Origin of the sequence: Neobacillus jeddahensis (assembly GCF_000612625.1) — a bacterium.
Taxonomy (GTDB): Bacteria; Bacillota; Bacilli; order Bacillales; family Cytobacillaceae; genus Neobacillus; species Neobacillus jeddahensis.
The window spans coordinates 1-19,570 of record NZ_CCAS010000013.1; the positions used below are offsets into that span (position 1 = coordinate 1).

Consider the following 19,570-nt stretch of genomic DNA (forward strand, 5'->3'; position numbering starts at 1 on the left):
ACATCCATTGAGTAACCAACGAAAGTAATAAGCGGAGTTTTTCCGGTTAGATACAGAATGGGGCCCGTTTCGGGGGTAAATAAGCGAAGTTTTTCCGCTTATGCAAAAAAATCCCACCATTTTCACGTTTTTCGAGTCAATAGGCGGAATTTTTCCGTCTATTTATCAGATTGGGTGCTTAATCGGATCTCAAAACCGATAAGAGCGAGGCCAGGTACCGCGATTTCATGCTTCTCGACGGACCCGCTTGTGACCTCGAGCCGATGGCTTCTTGAGCTGGACATTTCTCTAAGTCAAAACTTATAAATTCTTATAAAAACAAAAAGGCATACACTTGAAATAAGTGCATGCCTTTCCTGTTAAGATGGTGGTGGACGATGAAACAGCCCCATTACTTCAATCGTTTCTGTGATATTCACAAAAGCAGTTGAATCCACCTCACTGATAAGATTTTTTACCTCATTTAATTCATAACGAGAAATTACCGTAATGAGAACATTCCGTTTGTCATTGGAATAACCGCCTACTCCATCCATAATTGTCAGTCCTCTATACAAATTGGTGAGTAAGTGTTCCCTCATTTTTTCACCTTTAGCCGTAATAATCATTAACGTTAGTTTCGCATGATCTGTATAGATTGTATCAACTACCTTACCGGTTACATAGATGGATACCAAAGTATTTAGTGCTGAATCCCAATTAAAAAGAAATCCACTAATGACAATGACGACTGCATTCATTCCCGAAAGCAACACCCCAATGGGAAAGTCTTTTTTTCGCGAGACAATCATGCCAATGATATCAAACCCTCCTGTAGATCCCGATGACCTGAACACAATTCCAACCCCAAGACCTGTTAGCGCCCCACCAAAAATCGACGAAAGAATAGTATCATGGGCAATCATAACAACGGGGAACAGATAAAGTCCAATTGAAACGATAACGACTGAAAAGATAGAATTCATGATGAATTTTTTCCCCAGCATCTTGTAGCCAATAATCATTAACGGAAAATTCAATAGGAAGTTTGCCAAACCTGTATTAAGCGGGGTAATCATCCCTAATAGCATTGAAATCCCACTTAAACCACTGCTTAACACTTCGTGGGGGATCAAGAAAAGGTTAAATGCCACTACCACAATGAGAGAGCCAATAATTATTCCAATAATCTGCACGGCAACATCCTCCTAACACCGCATATTCACTATTTAAAAATATTACTGATTCTCATTATTAAAGTAAACTAGATAGTTTTTTGCCAATAGAATAAATTATCAGTCAATTGTGTTGAAATTGATAATCTATCATTATTTTATATAAGATATTGACAATTCTACGATAATAATTATACTTTAGTAGTATATTAACTTCATAGTTTAAATCCTCATCAAACCGATGAGGTAGAGGTCGCGGTTTTTATTAGTAAGGCGGATGAGATGCAGAGACATCATTGACTCCGTTTGGAAGGAAAAACCGCCGAAGTACGCTTTCTTCTCTGCAAAAGTGTGCTGGGGCTGTCTCCGAATAGGAGCAGAACTGTCACGTCTTGACCCTACCAGTCATTTCGTGTTGAGCTATCTTTCGGAAGGTATGATGCGGGGTATTGATAATGCCATCGATTCTACTTCGATGGCATTTTTGTATTCCAACCTCCTTCTCGAAAAGCGGCCCTAACGCTGCAACTAGACAATGATAGATAGAATCGGATGTCTAGAAAAATAAAAAAAGGAGTCTTATTATGCAATCTCAAACAGCAAGACCTTTAGAACAACAAGAATATACATCCAATGAGGATCGGACCGAACTGAAACGAAGTTTAAAATCACGACACCTCACCATGATTTCACTAGGTGGTACAATCGGAACTGGACTATTCCTTGCAAGTGGCGGAGCCATCCATTCTGCTGGTCCAGGTGGTGCCATTCTTTCCTACCTCGTCATTGGAGTAATGGTTTACTTTTTAATGCAAAGTCTAGCGGAGATGGGCGCTTATATGCCCGTTGCTGGAAGTTTTAGTACGTATGCGACTAAATTTGTTGATCCTTCACTTGGATTCGCATTAGGCTGGAATTACTGGTATAACTGGGCAATTACAATTGCGGCAGAATTAGCTGCCGTAACGATGATTATGAAGTTTTGGTTTCCCGATACCCCTTCCTTCATATGGAGTAGTATCTTTTTAGTGATTATGTTTTTGTTAAATTATCTTTCAGTAAAAGGATTTGGTGAGGCTGAATATTGGTTTTCCCTTATTAAAGTCGTAACAGTTATTATTTTTATTATTACAGGTACATTAATGATTTTTGGAATTATGGGGGATCACAGTATTGGATTTACTAATTTCACGATTGGTGATGCTCCTTTCCATGGTGGTTTTATGTCCATGCTCGGAATCTTCATGGCAGCAGGGTTTTCTTTCCAAGGAACAGAGTTATTGGGCGTTGCAGCAGGTGAAACCGATGATCCCAAAAAGTCAATTCCTCGTGCTGTAAAATCAGTATTTTGGCGGATTCTTTTATTTTATGTTTTAGCTATTCTGGTCATCGGCTTACTCATTCCTTATACCAATGAAAATTTAGCCAATGGGGACATTTCTGTCAGCCCCTTCACACTTGTTTTTCAAAAGGCTGGAATTGCGTTTGCTGCTTCTGTCATGAATGCCGTAATCTTAACAGCTGTATTATCTGCTGGAAACTCAGGAATGTATGCATCGACAAGAATGCTCTGGGATTTGGCAAGACAAGGAAAAGCTCCAAAGTTCCTTGGAAAGCTTAATAAAAATGGCGTACCGGTTAATGCCTTAATCGCTACTACTTTAGTTGGGACACTTGCCTTCCTTGCCTCATTCTTTGGAGATGGTACCGTTTATGTATGGCTCTTAAATGCATCAGGAATGTCTGGATTTATCGCGTGGCTTGGTATTGCCATTTGTCACTATCGTTTCCGGAAAGCTTATATCGTCCAAGGCAAAGATCTTAACAAGTTACCGTTTAAAGCGAAATTCTATCCATTTGGTCCGATATTCGCCTTTGCCGTATGTGGTTTTGTTGTTTTAGGTCAAAATTATTCTGCCTTTATTGGCGATCATATCGACTGGAACGGAGTGTTAGTTTCCTATATTGGATTGCCATTATTCCTTGTTTTATGGCTTGGATATAAGTTCACCAAAAAGACAAAGGTGATTCCTTTAGAGAAATGTGATTTAACAAATGAATAATGTAAAAAGGACAGACTCTTTTATCTAGAGTCTGTCCTTTTTCATTTCTCTTATGGAACAATTTTCACCGATTCATCGGATCCCCAAACATATAAATCTTCAATCCGACAATTCAGTTCTTTAGAAATGGTCATCGCCGAATTTAAACTCATTACTTTTTTTGACATGTAGTCGTTGAGTTGACTCTTAGGAATATTTGTATTCCTTTCTAAGCTATCGATATCCATACCGTTTTTTGTCAATAAACTCTTGAGGTTACTTTTTCTTGCTTTATAATTGGCCAAAATGACACCTCGCTTTTGTAAAGCATACCATAATTACATTATAATGGAAAGGTGAACGAGATCCTTTTTCCAATTGCATGAACAGATCCTATTGAGTTATAAATAAGCATCCTACATTTTGTGGTATACTTAAGTAGGAATAGTAAAAGGGGTGTTTAGTATGAAAAACGCAAATAACCGATACGCTAATGGTCAAACGGTTAATATTAAGGAAACTGGTGAAGCTGTTACCATTTTAAAATGGCAGTATGTTAAAAATATGAAAAGATATTCTTATATCGTTAAAGAGCACCCAGGTACCTTCTTTTTCGAGGAAGAACTACAGGATTAATAAAAAACTAAACTGAAAAATTCAATCTAAAAAAAGAAGACCAATCTCACGTGAATTGGTCTTCTTTTCTCTTTAGAATTCGGCATTCCCTGTTGTACGTGGGAATGGAATGACGTCCCTAATATTAGACATGCCTGTTAAGTACATGATTAATCGTTCGAAACCTAGACCATAGCCTGAATGCTTCGTTCCGCCGTATTTTCTTAATTCAAGGTACCACCAATAATCTTCCTCAGTCATACCTAATTCATTAATCTTACCAGCAAGGATTTCTTCCCGTTCTTCACGTTGACTTCCGCCAATCAATTCTCCAATTCCAGGGACAAGTAAATCAGTTGCCGCAACTGTTTTATCGTCCTCATTTAAACGCATGTAGAAGGCCTTAATTTCTTTTGGATAGTCAGTTACAAATACCGGACGTTTAAAGACCTTTTCACATAAATAGCGTTCATGCTCTGTTTGTAAATCAAGTCCCCATTCCACAGGATAGGCGAAGGTTTCACCCGACTCCTTCAATAAATTAATTGCTTCAGTATATGTTACTCGTCCAAAGTTAGCGGTATAGGCGCTATTTAAACGCTCTAATAATCCCTTTTCAATAAAGCTATTAAAGAAGCTCATTTCCTCTGGTGCTTGTTCCAAAACATATCCAATCACATATTTCACCATTTCTTCCGCTAAATCCATAATATCCGGTAGCTCAGCAAAAGCAAGCTCAGGCTCGATCATCCAAAATTCAGCAGCATGTCTTGCCGTATTAGAATTTTCTGCTCTAAAGGTAGGACCAAATGTATAGACATTTCGAAATGCAAGGGCAAATGCCTCTGCAGAAAGCTGTCCACTGACAGTAAGATTTGTTTCTTTGTTAAAGAAATCCTTACTTACATCCGCTTTCCCTTCATCATTTTTCGGAAGATTGTCCATATCTAACGTGGTTACACGGAACATCTCTCCTGCACCCTCTGTATCACTACCAGTGATAATTGGGGAATGTACATATACAAAGCCTTTATCTTGGAAAAACTTATGAATCGCATAAGAAGCTAATGATCTCACCCGGAAAACAGCTGAGAAGGTATTAGTTCTTGGCCGTAAATGTGCAATGGTTCTTAAGTATTCGAAGGAGTGCTTTTTCTTTTGCAAAGGATAATCAACATTTGATGTACCTTCAATCACAATTTCCGTTGCCTTAATTTCAAACGGTTGTTTCGCTTGAGGAGTATGAATGAAGTCCCCTTCTATCTTAATAGAAGAACTAATAGGGAGCTTCGAAATATCCTTAAAGTTATTCAATTGCTCATCAAATACAATTTGAACCCCTTTAAAAAAGCTTCCATCATTTAATTCAATGAATCCAAACGTTTTAGAATCGCGGATCGTACGAATCCAGCCTGATAATTGAACCTTTTGATCAATAAAATCATTTGTATTTCGGTACAAATCCTTAATTAAGACCTGTTTCAATTTATTTTCCTCCTAAAAAATATGTATATGGTTTTCTTAATAGCCAGTTGGATTTTTTCATTCCCATTAGGGAGGATAAAATAAAAAACCTCCCATCCCCATTGGGACGAAAGGTAAAATTCCTAAGACTATCATCGTTTTTCTTTTATCCCTTCAATATTATATAAAATACCACATTAAATAAGCAATTTTCAACAAATTTTCCGATTTGTAAAGGAATTTTATTTTCGTTTTTTGTAGATTCATTTTATTCAATACAATTTCATCAGCGCTTAGTTCCTTCATCAGCAAATTTAGACGGTTAAATTGAGCATGTTCGCAATTTTTATAAAATTTTCAGAATATTAACAGGAATTCAATAGATTCTAGTCGAAATTAATTAGAAGATAATCGATTCTTGATGGGAGGTTACTTTATGGACAAGGTTACATGTATTGCCTATCTTCTATATCAGACATCTAAGGATCAAGACATCAAAGAAATAGCCATTCAATTACTGAATGGCGATGTTTCAATTCGAGATCTAAAAAGAAATGGTACTCTTAAGACTCAATTAATCATTGCCGAGTCCTTATTGAAGAAAAACAAAATTGATAAAAATCAAGTGCAACTTTTCGCTGAAAAATTCATGGTAATTGAAGTTTAAGCTTCCTTTGGGAAGTTTTTTTGACCCATTGGAAAGTACTACTTAGCTTATTTGTTTTTGATAACATAAAATTCCACTTCCATTTCGAGAGGTTGATGATATATAATAAACAAATCCTAACGATTCAAAGAAGCGAATTGCCCTTGCATTTTCCTTCAATACGCCAATTCTGATACTTTCCAAGCCTCGTTTACGCATTTCATTTTCATAGAGTTCAAATGCATGTAATCCATAACCATAGCCTTGATAATCACCATGAAGGATTAACAACCCAAGCCACGGAAAATGATCTTTCGGATTTTCTATCTTGTAATTAATGACTCCGATATATGTATCGTCAACCTTGATAAATGCACTAATTGTATCATGGTTCAAAAATTCTTCTATTTCAGTAAGTGTTCTAGCCTCACATCCATTTTCAAACACATTATAATCTGGATTCGAATTCATCACTTCTTGAACAATATATAATGTTTCTTTCTTTATCTCTTCAAAATAAATTGACATCAGTATTCTCCCTGAACATATTTTTTGAAACTATTATATCAAACAAGTTATCTCCAAAAACATTAGTCGAACAATTATTGTCATACAAGTCGAAGTAACCACATACGTTGAAACGTTGTGTTTCGTTTTGGGAACACATTATACAAGAAAACTTATAAAACGGAAAGAAAGGTGATTTATTATGGTACAAGTAGAAGTAACAATAACTTTCGAAGGTAAAAGCTATTTAACCAATGTCATTACTCATCGAGAAACGACAAATGATGAAATATTACGACTTGCCTTCGAACAAGTACAAAAACAATGGAAAAAATAATGATGTTGATATTGGAAAAGCTGTAAGGATTTAAAAAAGACCCTTACAGCTTTTTTCTCTTAGAGATATTGAAAGGTAGCCTTTGGTACGTTTGCCATGAGTGGACTAATTCCATCGGTTGTAAACATATACAATTCATGCATTGCTCGTGTACAAACCGTATAGAACAATTTCCGTTCTTCTTCACTTTTATATTGAGAACAATCATAAACGATAACAGCATCAAATTCTATCCCTTTAGCAAGATAGGAAGGGATTACCAGATTACCCTTTTCATAAGAAATAGTTCCCTTTTCAATTAAATGAAGTGTCACTTTATTTTTACTATCATCAAAAACTTTTTTACTTTCTTCAGCATTTCTGCCAATTACCGCGATCGTTTGATAACCATTATTAGTTTTTTCAATAATAGCCTTATTCAATTTGTTCTGTTCCACTCGTTCGACCACTGGCTTATTACCAGTTCGGTTAAACGGTTCTATTTTTTCACCACAAACAATCAAACCGCTTGTGAATTCGACAATTTCCCTCGTCGATCGATATGTTTTGGTTAAAACAAACCTCTCAATGTCATTACTGCTAATGTTCAGATCGGTTAAAACTGTCGCCGATCCTGTAACACCAGAAAAGATTGCTTGATTGAAATCGCCTAGTAACGTCTTTTTACTGTAAGGGAAAAGTCGTTGGATAAAGGCAAATTGAAATGGTGAATAATCTTGTGCTTCATCAATGAAGATATGACGGATTCCTGTATTCGACTTCCGACCTTTAATGATGTCTTGGAGGTAAACATATGGAGTCACATCCTCATAAGGAATCACCTTGTTGTTAAAGCCCTCCACAGTTAATCTGCAAATTGACGCCCACTGAGGGGGAAGACTTTCACTTTTCTCCTCACTATTCGTAAATAATTGTAGATAAGTTCAGGTAATACTGTTGCTACATTTCACTAGTATTAGAAAAATTTATCATAAAAATTAATAAAAGAATTGACAGTATAGTTGTCAGCAATTTATAATTTATCTTGAATTAAGTTATTTTTAAATCAAGATAAATTATTTTAGAACAAGTGGAGGAGAAATACAAATGACAAAGACAAAATGGGCTTTAGATCCCGCACACAGCAGTGTAGATTTTTCGGTTCGTCACATGATGATTGCAAATGTAAAAGGTACATTTAACAGCTTTTCCGCTACGATTGATGCAGATCCAACAGATTTAACATCGGCAAATATCGAATTTTCAGTTGAAACCGCAAGTGTAGACACACGCAGTAAGGATCGCGATGCACACCTTATATCAGGAGATTTCTTTGATGTAGAAAATCATCCAAATATGACTTTTAAGGCAACCAAGATTAACAAAACAGACGTAGGTGAATATGACGTGACTGGCGCTTTAACACTTCGTGGTATCACAAAACAGGAAACATTCGCAGTAACCTTTGAGGGCCAAGGAAAAGATCCATGGGGAAATGAAAAAGTTGGATTTAGTGCCCAAGGTACATTGAACCGTTCTGATTATGGTTTAGTGTGGAATGCTGCCCTTGAAACAGGTGGCGTATTAGTTGGAGACAAAGTTAAAATTAACCTACAAATTCAAGCAGCAAAAGTAGAATAATCACTATTCACAAGTAAAACGGAAGGAGTCCGTTTAAAGGCTTGTGTCCTCGAGACAATGGCGCCTGGAGCTGGACAATTTTCAAATCAAAATTCATACTAATCTTCTAAAAAAGGCTCTCCTCAATTGGGAGAACCTTTTCTCATTTCTTAAGGATGGATGATTACTCTGGTGCCATTAGGTACTCTCTCCGCAAGCTGCAGCACATCTCGATTATACATGCGAATACAACCATGGGAAACTGCCTTACCAATTGAACTAGGATCATTCGTTCCATGTATCCCATATCCTTGTTTTGATAGCGACAGCCACAAAACACCAAATGGACCTCCAGGATTATACTGGCGATTCACAATTACGAATTCACCAACTGGAGTATTCGTTAGCATTTTCCCAACAGCAATTGGATAAATTTTCACTAACTTTCCGTTCTGATATAAGGACAGTCTTCTTTTTCCAACCGATACTTGAATAGTATAGGGGATCGTGTCAGGTTCTGGCAGGCTAGGAATTTCAATTTTTTGCCCCACTTGTAATTGACCCACCCCAGGATTGGCTGCATAAAGGCGTTGCAGGCTAATTCGATAATTAGCAGCAATAATACTTAGCGTTTCTCCTCTTTTGACAATATGAAGCATGCTCCTCCCCCCTTTCATTCAAATCGAAATAATGGCGAAAGATCTTCGCGAATATGCGTGAGATAAAAGTAATCATTACTAGCAACATCATATTTATATTCCTTTTTCCATTCCTTGATATTCTGAGTAATTTCTTGTAGGGCATTTACAAAGGAAATAATTTCTTCATCTGTCATTACTGGATGCAACGAAAACCTTACCCAACCTGGTTTTAATGACTGATCTCCTTCATTTATTTTATTCATAATTTGCATAGAGTCGTTTTGATCAATTTGATAAAGATAATGTCCATATGTCCCCGCACAAGAACAGCCCCCCCTCACTTGTATTCCATATCGATCATTAAGTAAGCGGACGATTAAATTGTAATGAATGTCTTCAATATAAAAGGATACAATTCCAATCCTCCGATTGATATTTCCATCTAATATATGAAGACCTCGAATATTTTTTAATCCTGAAAATAACAGTTTAAGTTGCTCCTTCTCTCTATTTAAAATATGTTCAACACCCATTTGATCTTTCAAATTCAAACATAAGGCCGTCCGAATCGCTTGTAGAATACCTGGCGTCCCTCCATCTTCCCTCAGCTCAATCTCCTTATAATACTGGTGGTCACCCCAAGGATTAGTCCACGTTACTGTCCCACCACCTGGATGATCAGGAACTTGGTTGTTATACAATCTCGAATCAAAGATGAGAACCCCGCTTGTACCTGGTCCCCCTAAAAATTTATGTGGCGAGAAAAAGATAGCATCTAATTTCTCAAGGGGATCTTCTGGATGCATATCGATGGTTTCGTATGGAGCAGCTGCAGCAAAATCCACACAACAAATTCCTCCATATTGGTGCATCATTTTTGCTAGTTGATAATAGGGCGTCACAATCCCGGTTACATTCGAACATGCCGTAAACGATCCTATTTTTAAAGGGCGCTTTTTGTATCGTTGTAAAAGTTCCTCTAAGTGATTAACATTCACTCCCCCATTTGGATTGGGATCTACTATTTTCACATCGGCCAATGTTTCCAGCCAAGAGGTTTGATTCGAATGATGCTCCATATGGGTAATAAATACGATTGGTCTTTCTTCCTCAGGACTAAGTAATCGATTTTTAAACTGATCAGGGACTCTTAGACCCAATAGTCGTTGGAATTTATTAATGACAGATGTCATCCCAAATCCATCCAAGATGATAGCGTCATGTGGATCGGCATGAACATGATCCTTTATGATTTGTTTAGATTGTTTATAGATTCCGGTCATCATTAAACTAGTAATATTTGATTCCGTATGTGTATTTGCCATATAGGGGCCGAAAACGTCAGAAATTTTTTGTTCGATTGGCTTGTATAACCGTCCACTTGCCGTCCAGTCCGCATAAATAATTTTCTTTTTTCCATAAGGAGAAGCAAATTCTTGGTCTATTCCAATCACCTGTGAGCGAAACGTTTGAAAATAATCTTCGAGGTTTTCCGGGATTCGGAAGGTTTTATTTCCTATCTTTGCGATTATCATTTGTTTCACACCTTACATTTAGTTCTGTTATTCAATATATGCAGGGACCTTTCATGCCGTTTGCCCGCCATGCCAAAAGAAATAGCTATACGTGATTTTCCACTCCTATTTTCTTCTTCATAAAAAATCCCCCATCGATTTACGAATTGGGGGTAAAATGAACTAATAAGTTGTAATTTTAGCAGTCTCTTTTTTTGTCACTTCATCGATCTTTTGAATAAACATTTGAAACACTCTTCTTTTTTCCTCAAGGTCCTTTATGTACTCTTTAAGTTGGTTATAGCTTTCTTCAAATGGTTTATGGTACATTTCACGTATTTTTTCAATGATCTCTTCGTTCACGGTTGATTGGATCACTTGCTTGGTAATCCCATATTTGTAAGAATACACTTTTAATTCTTGCGCTACCTCATCATATTCATTTGCAATTTCAGCTAATACCAGCGAAATATCATCCTTCCATTCATCAAGTGATTTTTGTAAATACGACTTTGCGATGGTCTCTTCCATATATACACCGTCCTAAAAGAAATCTTACTAATATTTACACTATTATAACGGTGCCTGATTACACTCAGGTTTCCACTAGTTTACAAAGTGGTATCAAATCATTTTGACCGATCATAATTCATTCATGTTTATACAAATATGGAGAATGTGTTATTTTCCCTCCATATTTATCTGAATTTTTATATTTTTATTGACGAAGCACTTTTTAATTGATAACATTTGTTTAATTCAATATAGCAAGCAATGATCGTTATGGGTCAAACTATAACGGGAGCAGCTTCTGGAGAGACCGTCTAAAGAGCGGCGCCGAAGGATTCACAATCTCAGGCAAAAGGACAGGAGAATGTTGTGCATACTGCACACTTTTCTTACCTATGAGATTGGAGTTATTCCAATCTTTTTTTATTTTATTAAATGAGGTGAAAGAAATGGAAAAAAGACGTGCAGTGGTTAGTGTGATAGGCAAGGACAAAGTTGGCATAATTTCTCGGGTCACCGCAGTATTAGCTGAAAACAATATGAATATTCTTGATATCAACCAAACAATTTTACAAGATTTTTTTACCATGATGATGATTATTGATATTTCTGTAATAGATCATTTGAATAAATTACGGGATGAATTAGAGCTGGTCGGCGAAGAAATGGATTTGAAAATCAATATACAGTTAGAAGATATCTTTCAAGCGATGCACAGAATTTAAACTTAGGAGCGATACATATGTCAATTGCTATGGATGAAATTATTCAAACCATCCGAATGGTCCAAATGGAAAATCTAGATATTCGTACGGTTACGATGGGAATCAGCCTCCAAGATTGTGCAGATTCAGATTTTTATAAGATGAATAAACGAGTTTATGAGAAAATTATTACGTATGCGGGGAATTTAAAGAGTGTGGCGGAGATAACGGAGAAAGAATTCGGGGTGCCTATCATCAATAAACGGATTTCCATCACCCCTATTGCAGAAATACTTGGAAATGCAACAGTGGAACAAGCAATTGAACTAGCAAAAACTCTTGATAAAGCGGCTAAGCAACTGGGAGTTGATTTTATTGGCGGGTTTTCGGCTCTCGTCCATAAAGGAGCCTCTATAGGAGATGAAACCTTATTAAAGTCATTACCGCGCGCTTTGAGCGAAACCGAACGGGTTTGTGCATCTGTCTCTGTTGCTACTACTCGGACTGGAATTAATATGGATGCAGTTCAGCAAATGGGGTTCATCATAAAAGAAGCAGCTGAGTTAACAAAAGATCATAATGGCATTGCATGTGCTAAACTGGTTGTATTTTGTAACCCTGTTGAAGACAATCCCTTTATGGCGGGTGCCTTTCATGGCTCCGGTGAAGGAGAAGTTGTACTAAATGTCGGAGTTAGTGGACCTGGAGTTGTCTTAAACGCATTAAGGCGTCATCCAAGTGCAGATCTCGGAGAAGTTTCTGACATTATTAAAAAGACCGCCTTCAAAATTACCCGAGCAGGAGAATTAATTGGCAGAGTAGTAGCTAAACGTCTTGGGATCCCGTTTGGCATAATGGATTTATCGCTTGCTCCAACGAATGCCGTAAATGACAGTGTTGCGGAAATACTCGAGGAAATCGGGCTGGAACGAGTGGGAACGCATGGTACCATTGCTGCTTTGGCACTCATGAATGATGCGGTAAAAAAAGGGGGAGCTATGGCTAGCTCATATGTTGGTGGATTAAGTGGTGCTTTTATTCCTGTTAGTGAAGATAATGGGATGATAAGAGGCATTATTGAAGGATCCCTTACATTATCAAAGCTTGAGGCGATGACATGCGTATGCTCCGTGGGCCTCGATATGATCGCAATCACTGGTAATGTCACGCCTGCAACCCTATCTGCGATAATCGCCGACGAGGCAGCAATTGGCATGATCAATAAGAAAACCACTGCAGTCCGTGTTATTCCTGTTCCAGGTAAAAATGAAGGTGAAATGGTTGAATTTGGCGGGTTGCTTGGACGTGCCCCAGTTATGGGAGTGAACCCCTTTAGTTCTCAAAAACTCATCGACCGAGGCGGAAGAATTCCCGCCCCATTACAAGCACTAATCAATTAAATTAAATTAAATTGACATCCTCAACCTGTAAAAGCTGTGTATATTTCGCACGGCTTTTACTACGGTGAAGTTGTTATCTTTCGATATGGACGATGCTTGTTATTTTTTTGCTTCCTCCATTCAACAAACAAAAGGTTAACAATAATAGACAGATATACGGCGAGCGGAAATGCAATGGAACTGTCCATGATCAACGAAAAAGGGATTACAACAATTCGAAAGGTCACAAACACCCACGTAATCGCATAACTTCGAAGAATCCAAAGTTTGTGTTCAGCTATTTTTCGCTGCATTGCACGAATAACACCAATGGCTGTAGTCCAAAGCCACAAGGCATTTAATACAAGGAAGGCGATGGTTGATGATAGGCCTCCTGTAGCTGAGATTGCAAGGTATGGCACCATGAATAGATTTAGAAAAATTGCTAACACATATATTTTCCCCATTCTTTTATGAAGCTTCGGACTTCTTTGGCTAATCTTAGTCAGTTGAAATGGACCAATCACTAATGAGATCGTTCCTAATAAAATATGTGAATAAAAAAACCATTTCCAAGTCCCTACTGAAAAATCAGGATTTTCCATTTTTCCTTTTACCATTGGCGCATGTTCGACACCATTTAATAAGAACATCACAAAAATATAGACTGTAAATACAACAATCGTAAAATACATCCAACTAATTGAAGCATTATTTCTTTTTTCTTTCATAATTAGCTTTCACTCCTCGTAACTATTTTCTCAAAGCATATATATGGTGCCGAACGGAAAGGATAGCAAATCTCCCCTCTCTCTTGGAATCCAGCGTGTTCGTACATCTTTAAGGCCCCCTTGTTCCCAGAAAATACATCAAGCCGCATACTGGAAAATCCATTCGAAATAGCGTATTCGCCAGCAAATCCGAGTAATTTTTTTCCATATCCTCTCCCTTGATACAAAGGATGAATCCCTAATCGATGGATCATTAACGGCCTCCCCCTTTCATCCATCCATTTGAGGCTCTGAAACTGTTTGTTTTCATTCGTATCCAGCACAATCACACCGATAACTTGATTATCTATAAGGATGCCGAAAAGATGCCCCAACTTGATATCTGAATTAATCACAAATCTATTAGGATAAAAGCAGTCCCATTGATGAATCCCCTTTTTCTTCAAATCTGATGTAATATCTGAATATAATCGGTGAACTTTTTTCTTTTTTTCCTGCCCGATTGGGAATATATCCATCACGCCCTCCTCCATACCGACTGTCGGTATGTTAATTAAAATGTGCCCCCAACATAGAGGAAACATTTTGTTACTACATCAAAGATTTCATAATTACTTTAAATATATCTGTAGCCTCGACTTGATCATTCTCATCAGTTGATACTATTTGCGTCACTCGCAAGCCATAAGAAAACGTCATCATCAATAATGCCATTTTGTCAGCATCAATGCTTGCTGGAATCACGCAATGCTCCTGCCCCACCTTTATCCAGTGCGCTCCAGTGTCCTTACTATATTTAAAAATATCATGAAGAATCTTTTTAACCTTTTCATTGTCCTGACTTAATAAATATAGAAAAATTAGATTGCCAACCTCATGTGGATTTTGCCGCCCGAAAAAAAATTGACTGACAACCTCGAATTGATTTTGATTAGGATTCCCCTCCTTTATGGTCATTTTCAACATCTCATGAAACATGTCATTCATTTCCTCAATCTTAGACTTTAAAATAAGCCCAAATAATTCATCCTTACTATCAACATAGTGATAAATGGCACCCTTAGACAGTCCTGATTGTTCAATAATGTCTCGTAATGTAGTGTTTCGACACCCTTTTTCTAAAATGATTTTTTCTGTAATGGTTAATATATGTTGAAAGCTTGGATTATGATATAAAGTTGTTTTTACCATGTGTACTACCATCCTTAGTCCGTATTCAATATCTCTATATTTTAGTAAGTCTGTCTAAACGCGTTTTTGCATACCTCCGATATAACAGGGTAAATAATATGGCAGCCCCAATTACACTGTAAAAAATTACTTGCGATATTGCTAAAAAGGCAGATATAGACAGTTCATATACAAGTATACTTTTTATCACTGCTTCTCCCACCAGTGCTATACCCCAAATGGCGGTCATTACGCGTAAAACAAATCGGAAATAGGGAAATTCCCAATTATTTTCAAATTGTCCCTTTTTTTCAGACTCATTATTGCTGCTAAATCTAATGGCAAAATGATAAATCAACGGTTTCGAAAAGAACAAGGAACCAATAAAAACGAACCCTAACAAACCAGTAACCATTGATTCTCGCAACAAAATTAACCTTTCATTGCCACCTAACAAGAAGGCTAGTAAACTTAATACAAATCCAAAAAGCATAAACAGTCCAAAGGCATCAGCCTTTCTATATTTTACTATATGAATTAGATTATCTCCTAACGGTATCAAAGTGGCTATTAACAATGATACAATGCTTGTGAAATATCCCAACAATAAGTTATATACAACAACTGGTATCAACCCATTAATCACAAGACTTAGGACAATGGTTTGAATTACTTTTCTTCTTGATTGTTGAGTTGCCAATGTTCTTCTCCCCTTTTTACTTTCCTTATGTTCTAGTTTTATATTACAAACCGTCAGTCGGTTTGTCAAATGGTTTTTACTATTTTTTCCTCCTAAAGAAAGATATGCGATTATTTGCTAAACTGAATCTTACCCTACATTCTTCTTTTTAGAATGGGTGACTTCTTCCTTGGAATAGTGGTAAACTATTCATATCTTTTTATGAAGGAGCACCATGATGACTAAATACAAGGTTTTATTTTTAGATATTGATGGCACCATCTTAACTCCTAATGATTCGATCGAAGATTCTACAAAAAATGCTGTTGCACAAGTTCAAGCAAAAGGGTTAGAGGTTTTTTTAGCGACAGGTAGACCTCTACATGAAATTGATGAACTAGCCAAAAAATTAAACATTGACTCGTTTATTGGCTATAACGGTGCCTATGCAACATACCAACACGAAGATATTTTTCAGGAGCCCATGGATAAGAAATTAGTCCAACGATTCATGGAGATTGCCGCAAAACATCACCATGAAGTCGTTCTATACACAAATAAGGAGAATGTATTAACATCTTTAGATTCTCCTGGTATGCAGAAATTTGTGGAAATGTTTCACCTACATAAGAATGTCGCTTTTTCTCCATCAAACCATTACGATGTTCTCGGAATGACGTTAGTGAATGTGAAGGAAGATGATCTTGCTCCCTATAACCAGGAGGAAAGTATCCATTTATCTCAAGTAAATGTAGACGGGATGCGTCATTGTTATGACGTCATTAGAGACAAAGTAAATAAAGGGTACGGAATTCAGATGGTATTAAAACGGCTTGGTATTGAAAAAGAAACTTCAATCGCCTTCGGGGATGGCATGAATGATAAAGAAATGCTCCAAACGGTTGGAGAAAGTTTCGCCATGGGGAACGGACATCCTAATATTTTTCAATACGCAAAGCATAAAACAACTGAAGTAACAAATTCAGGGATTTATAATGGGCTAAAGCAGCTTGGATTGGTTGATTAACTAGGTAGTCCATTCAATATAAAAAAGTGCAGGAACTCATTTCAAGCGAAATGTGCCTGCACTTTTTTATTTTATGGTGGTTGCCCACATATATTGCAAGAATATGTTGTTATTTTGAAAATTACGTCTTGTTTTGATAGCTTTTGTCATGCGGCAGGAAAAACACATACCAGATGGTGAATAACTAGTCTAAGAAAAAATTATTTCCTATATACAAATAGAGAGGAATGATTAGTGTGAAAACTTATACCTTAAAAGAAGTTTCCAAAAAAATAAATGTCACACCTGGAACAGTTCGCCAATGGGAACGAGATTTTGCCGATTTACTTGACATCCCTCGTACAAAACAAGGGGCAAGAATTTATACTAATTTGGAAATGGAACAACTATTAGAAATTAAACATATGGCTGGCAACAAAGTGAGCAAGCACTTAATTAGACAAAGGATGCAAAAACGACAGGAACCGGAAGAAATAGCTACAATAAAGCCTACAGCTGATGTCTCAGTAGAAATCATCTCTGAAGAAGAAATGTTACCAGTTCCACTAGAAGAAAGTGCAATGAAAAATACGGAACTATTTTTTGATGCAATGGAAACGTATAAGAAAACATTTTTAAATGAAGTAAAGGATGAAATTCGAAATGTTGTTCGCAAAGAAGTGGTGGAAGAGGTAAAGAAGGAAATTAAAAACGGGCAGCTTTTTACGGTAAAAGCCGTTTCTGATTCCATTTATAAATCAACAGCCAACACGAAAGTTGAAATACAAGAATTAACTGAGACACTCGAAAAAGCCACCGAGGTGACAAAAGATTCCCTTGGCCACCTCGCAAACAGGATAACCACCGTTTCAATTGATACTTCTGAGGAAATTTTCACACTCACAAAGCAGTTATCTGAGACGACAACTGAATTATCTCATTATGTTGATGCCACCAATAATGAAATTACCAATTTGTCTGAAACAATTTCACGAGATCGTGAATTTTTACTCAAAGAACGAAATCAATACCGACATGAAGTAACACAAAGAGAACTAGCTTTTCAACAAATGCTAACAAGCTTTCGTGATGTTGCAGGAGCAAAAGAAAAAAAATGGTGGAAATTTTGGGGTTAATTTCACTATCTTTATGTCTAGTTAGTTGAAGCACCTTGAATTTTTGTAGTTTCCTTTGGTCGATCGTCACTTATGGTTTTGGCTTATTCTATCGTTAGGAGGATTTGACATGAATACAAGCGAAGTAGCAAAATTATTAGGGGTGTCTGCTAGTACGGTTCAACGTTGGGTTAAGCAGCTTAGATTACCGATGGAAAAAAATGATCGGGGGCATTATCATTTTACCAACGATGATATTAATCTTTTCAAAGAGATTCATGAACAGCTTCAAAATGGAACATTGCTCCATGAAATTACTCCAGTGAATGAGGAAAAAAATATACGTAAGGGCGCTATGAAGTCTGTAGAAAATGATAAGGTCATTGAAAAATTAACTATGAAGGTAAACGAACTAGAAATTAGCTTAAATACGAAGGCAGATTCTGTTGCTTCTTATCAACTCCTACAACATCGCCGTGAAATAGAAGATTTGCAGGACCAAGTTAAAAAATTATCACAACAGCTCGAATTGCTTCAAAGTCAATTTAACCAACTGAACTTACCTTCACAAATTGAAAAAACAATTAGCTTTGAACAAAGCAAGATCAAAAGAAAAAAGAAGAATTTTGTTAGTTCGATTTTTGGATTTTAACCAATACCATATAAATAGCAAAAAAGCCGGACAATCATGTTCGGCTTTTCTGTGTAGTTGAAGATTACGGCCTATACCTTTAACTCTACCAGTGGTTGAGTATATTTTTTAATCATATAGCTTCCTAAAATTAGACAAATGATTAAAGAAATACTCATTAGTAACAGATAATTTCCTGAAATGAATACTAAGCTTTCCTCAGGAATTATCGCTTGAAGCGATTTAATAATAAAACCATGGAACAGATAGACATATAACGTTCGTTCGCCAATTTTTGTTAATTTATATTGAGTGGACGGGATTAGTGATAAAAAGCCAAACACAACGATAAGTGTCAACCCATATTGTAGTGCACGAATAAAACCATCCGTCCATTCCATGCCCCCCATACTCTCGTAAGAGGTATCAGCCAATAACCATGGGACAGCGTCTTTTGGGAAGGTATAACCCAACAAGAACCATGTTAACATAATGATGACAATACCAAGTGGGAATGAAAATTTTGCACGAATGAGTCGTTTTAACTGATTTCCATTAAGTAAATAACCCAATAAAAAGTACGGAAAGAAAACAATCGTTCTAGATAAACTTAAAAAACTTCCCACATGATTTACGTACCCAATGGCGATCCCTATTATGACAGCCGCTGCAAACCCAGGCCATCCCAACCTTGCAAATACATATAATAACAAGTTCCAAAAAAATAAACTCAACAAAAACCATAATGACCAATGAGGATGTAAGAAATCAAAAGCTAATCGCTCTTCCTGTCCGATCAAATAGTAATAAATCGAATAAATAATTTGAAAGATAAAATAAGGGATTAATATTTTCTTTGTTGATTTTAAGAAGTAGCCCTTCTTTTTATACCCTTTTGCAAAGTATCCAGAGATTAAAATAAAGGCTGGCATATGAAATAAAAAGATAACTGTATATAAAGTGAATAAGATACCATTATCCTCCTTCAAAGGACTTATCATATGGCCAAAAACAACAAGGAAAATCAAAATAAATTTTGCATTATCGAAAAATTTACTCCTTTTTGAAGTGGTATTCATCACATCACCCCATAGCTTTATTTTCCTCAAAAAAACTCTTACCATTA

At 36.7% G+C, this 19,570-nt stretch carries 23 protein-coding genes and 2 riboswitches; of the genes, 10 read left to right on the top strand and 13 right to left on the bottom strand.

Annotated elements, in window-relative coordinates; all coding sequences use genetic code 11:
* Positions 1 to 359: 359 nt before the first annotated feature.
* A complete protein-coding gene (locus TY15_RS08205) occupies positions 360 to 1,175 on the bottom strand; it encodes a YitT family protein (protein ID WP_040208734.1) in 816 nt (271 codons plus the stop codon).
* A 218-nt stretch (positions 1,176 to 1,393) separates the two neighbouring features.
* Positions 1,394 to 1,585, top strand: a riboswitch (Lysine riboswitch).
* A gap of 153 nt (positions 1,586 to 1,738) precedes the next feature.
* Between TY15_RS08205 and TY15_RS08210 the strand changes: the two genes are divergently transcribed.
* Positions 1,739 to 3,217 (top strand): amino acid permease, encoded by a 1,479-nt coding sequence (locus TY15_RS08210; protein WP_040208733.1) that lies wholly within the window; start codon positions 1,739 to 1,741, stop codon positions 3,215 to 3,217.
* A gap of 50 nt (positions 3,218 to 3,267) precedes the next feature.
* Here TY15_RS08210 and TY15_RS08215 read toward each other — a convergent pair whose 3' ends face one another.
* Entirely contained in the window at positions 3,268 to 3,501 is a 234-nt protein-coding gene (locus TY15_RS08215; RefSeq protein ID WP_040208732.1) for a helix-turn-helix domain-containing protein, read from the bottom strand.
* Between the two features lie 160 nt (positions 3,502 to 3,661).
* On the opposite strand from TY15_RS08215, the gene TY15_RS24635 reads away from it, so the two are divergent.
* Positions 3,662 to 3,832, top strand: a complete 171-nt coding sequence (locus TY15_RS24635) for a hypothetical protein (protein WP_179301852.1) — start codon at positions 3,662 to 3,664, stop codon at positions 3,830 to 3,832.
* 72 nt (positions 3,833 to 3,904) lie between these two features.
* On the opposite strand, the gene asnS is transcribed toward TY15_RS24635, so the two are convergent.
* The gene (gene asnS, locus TY15_RS08220; protein WP_040208731.1) at positions 3,905 to 5,296 is read right to left on the bottom strand and encodes an asparagine--tRNA ligase; all 1,392 of its coding nucleotides are present in this window, start codon (positions 5,294 to 5,296) and stop codon (positions 3,905 to 3,907) included.
* Positions 5,297 to 5,711: 415 nt separating this feature from the next.
* Between asnS and TY15_RS08225 the strand changes: the two genes are divergently transcribed.
* Positions 5,712 to 5,942, top strand: coding sequence for a hypothetical protein (locus tag TY15_RS08225; protein ID WP_040208730.1), 231 nt, complete (start codon positions 5,712 to 5,714; stop codon positions 5,940 to 5,942).
* Positions 5,943 to 5,984: 42 nt separating this feature from the next.
* Here the strand turns inward: TY15_RS08225 and TY15_RS08230 are convergent, their stop codons facing one another.
* The gene (locus TY15_RS08230) at positions 5,985 to 6,449 is read right to left on the bottom strand and encodes a GNAT family N-acetyltransferase (protein WP_040208728.1); all 465 of its coding nucleotides are present in this window, start codon (positions 6,447 to 6,449) and stop codon (positions 5,985 to 5,987) included.
* Between the two features lie 181 nt (positions 6,450 to 6,630).
* Between TY15_RS08230 and TY15_RS08235 the strand changes: the two genes are divergently transcribed.
* On the top strand, positions 6,631 to 6,765 hold the full coding sequence (locus TY15_RS08235) for a BA3454 family stress response protein (protein ID WP_040208727.1): 135 nt from the start codon (positions 6,631 to 6,633) through the stop codon (positions 6,763 to 6,765).
* 59 nt (positions 6,766 to 6,824) lie between these two features.
* Here the strand turns inward: TY15_RS08235 and TY15_RS08240 are convergent, their stop codons facing one another.
* Positions 6,825 to 7,586, bottom strand: coding sequence for an ATP-binding domain-containing protein (locus TY15_RS08240; protein ID WP_052353729.1), 762 nt, complete (start codon positions 7,584 to 7,586; stop codon positions 6,825 to 6,827).
* Positions 7,587 to 7,851: 265 nt separating this feature from the next.
* On the opposite strand from TY15_RS08240, the gene TY15_RS08245 reads away from it, so the two are divergent.
* On the top strand, positions 7,852 to 8,385 hold the full coding sequence (locus TY15_RS08245) for a YceI family protein (protein ID WP_040208726.1): 534 nt from the start codon (positions 7,852 to 7,854) through the stop codon (positions 8,383 to 8,385).
* Between the two features lie 149 nt (positions 8,386 to 8,534).
* Here the strand turns inward: TY15_RS08245 and TY15_RS08250 are convergent, their stop codons facing one another.
* The 3 genes from TY15_RS08250 to TY15_RS08260 form a co-directional block, all read right to left on the bottom strand.
* Positions 8,535 to 9,023 (bottom strand): L,D-transpeptidase family protein, encoded by a 489-nt coding sequence (locus tag TY15_RS08250; protein ID WP_040208725.1) that lies wholly within the window; start codon positions 9,021 to 9,023, stop codon positions 8,535 to 8,537.
* Between the two features lie 14 nt (positions 9,024 to 9,037).
* Positions 9,038 to 10,540, bottom strand: coding sequence for an aminotransferase class V-fold PLP-dependent enzyme (locus TY15_RS08255; RefSeq protein ID WP_040208724.1), 1,503 nt, complete (start codon positions 10,538 to 10,540; stop codon positions 9,038 to 9,040).
* 162 nt (positions 10,541 to 10,702) lie between these two features.
* Entirely contained in the window at positions 10,703 to 11,050 is a 348-nt protein-coding gene (locus tag TY15_RS08260) for a hypothetical protein (protein WP_040208723.1), read from the bottom strand.
* A 270-nt stretch (positions 11,051 to 11,320) separates the two neighbouring features.
* Positions 11,321 to 11,399, top strand: a riboswitch (glycine riboswitch).
* A gap of 79 nt (positions 11,400 to 11,478) precedes the next feature.
* Between TY15_RS08260 and TY15_RS08265 the strand changes: the two genes are divergently transcribed.
* Positions 11,479 to 11,754: an ACT domain-containing protein gene (locus tag TY15_RS08265; RefSeq protein ID WP_040208790.1), complete on the top strand. Its 276-nt coding sequence runs from the start codon at positions 11,479 to 11,481 to the stop codon at positions 11,752 to 11,754.
* Positions 11,755 to 11,771: 17 nt separating this feature from the next.
* On the top strand, positions 11,772 to 13,133 hold the full coding sequence (locus TY15_RS08270) for a PFL family protein (protein WP_040208722.1): 1,362 nt from the start codon (positions 11,772 to 11,774) through the stop codon (positions 13,131 to 13,133).
* 59 nt (positions 13,134 to 13,192) lie between these two features.
* Here the strand turns inward: TY15_RS08270 and TY15_RS08275 are convergent, their stop codons facing one another.
* The 4 genes from TY15_RS08275 to TY15_RS08290 form a co-directional block, all read right to left on the bottom strand.
* Positions 13,193 to 13,843, bottom strand: coding sequence for a DUF2306 domain-containing protein (locus TY15_RS08275; protein ID WP_040208721.1), 651 nt, complete (start codon positions 13,841 to 13,843; stop codon positions 13,193 to 13,195).
* 2 nt (positions 13,844 to 13,845) lie between these two features.
* Positions 13,846 to 14,361: a GNAT family N-acetyltransferase gene (locus TY15_RS08280; RefSeq protein ID WP_040208720.1), complete on the bottom strand. Its 516-nt coding sequence runs from the start codon at positions 14,359 to 14,361 to the stop codon at positions 13,846 to 13,848.
* A 73-nt stretch (positions 14,362 to 14,434) separates the two neighbouring features.
* Positions 14,435 to 15,034, bottom strand: a complete 600-nt coding sequence (locus tag TY15_RS08285) for a TetR/AcrR family transcriptional regulator (protein ID WP_040208718.1) — start codon at positions 15,032 to 15,034, stop codon at positions 14,435 to 14,437.
* Between the two features lie 34 nt (positions 15,035 to 15,068).
* Positions 15,069 to 15,713: a VC0807 family protein gene (locus TY15_RS08290; protein WP_052353730.1), complete on the bottom strand. Its 645-nt coding sequence runs from the start codon at positions 15,711 to 15,713 to the stop codon at positions 15,069 to 15,071.
* Between the two features lie 217 nt (positions 15,714 to 15,930).
* Between TY15_RS08290 and TY15_RS08295 the strand changes: the two genes are divergently transcribed.
* The 3 genes from TY15_RS08295 to TY15_RS08305 all read left to right on the top strand — a co-directional run bounded on the left by TY15_RS08295 (position 15,931) and on the right by TY15_RS08305 (position 18,465).
* Positions 15,931 to 16,719, top strand: coding sequence for an HAD family hydrolase (locus TY15_RS08295; RefSeq protein ID WP_040208717.1), 789 nt, complete (start codon positions 15,931 to 15,933; stop codon positions 16,717 to 16,719).
* Positions 16,720 to 16,955: 236 nt separating this feature from the next.
* Positions 16,956 to 17,834, top strand: coding sequence for a MerR family transcriptional regulator (locus tag TY15_RS08300; RefSeq protein WP_052353731.1), 879 nt, complete (start codon positions 16,956 to 16,958; stop codon positions 17,832 to 17,834).
* A 109-nt stretch (positions 17,835 to 17,943) separates the two neighbouring features.
* A complete protein-coding gene (locus TY15_RS08305; RefSeq protein ID WP_040208715.1) occupies positions 17,944 to 18,465 on the top strand; it encodes a MerR family transcriptional regulator in 522 nt (173 codons plus the stop codon).
* 71 nt (positions 18,466 to 18,536) lie between these two features.
* On the opposite strand, the gene TY15_RS08310 is transcribed toward TY15_RS08305, so the two are convergent.
* Complete coding sequence (locus tag TY15_RS08310) at positions 18,537 to 19,523, bottom strand: acyltransferase family protein (protein WP_040208714.1); 987 nt, start codon at positions 19,521 to 19,523, stop codon at positions 18,537 to 18,539.
* Positions 19,524 to 19,570: the final 47 nt, after the last annotated feature.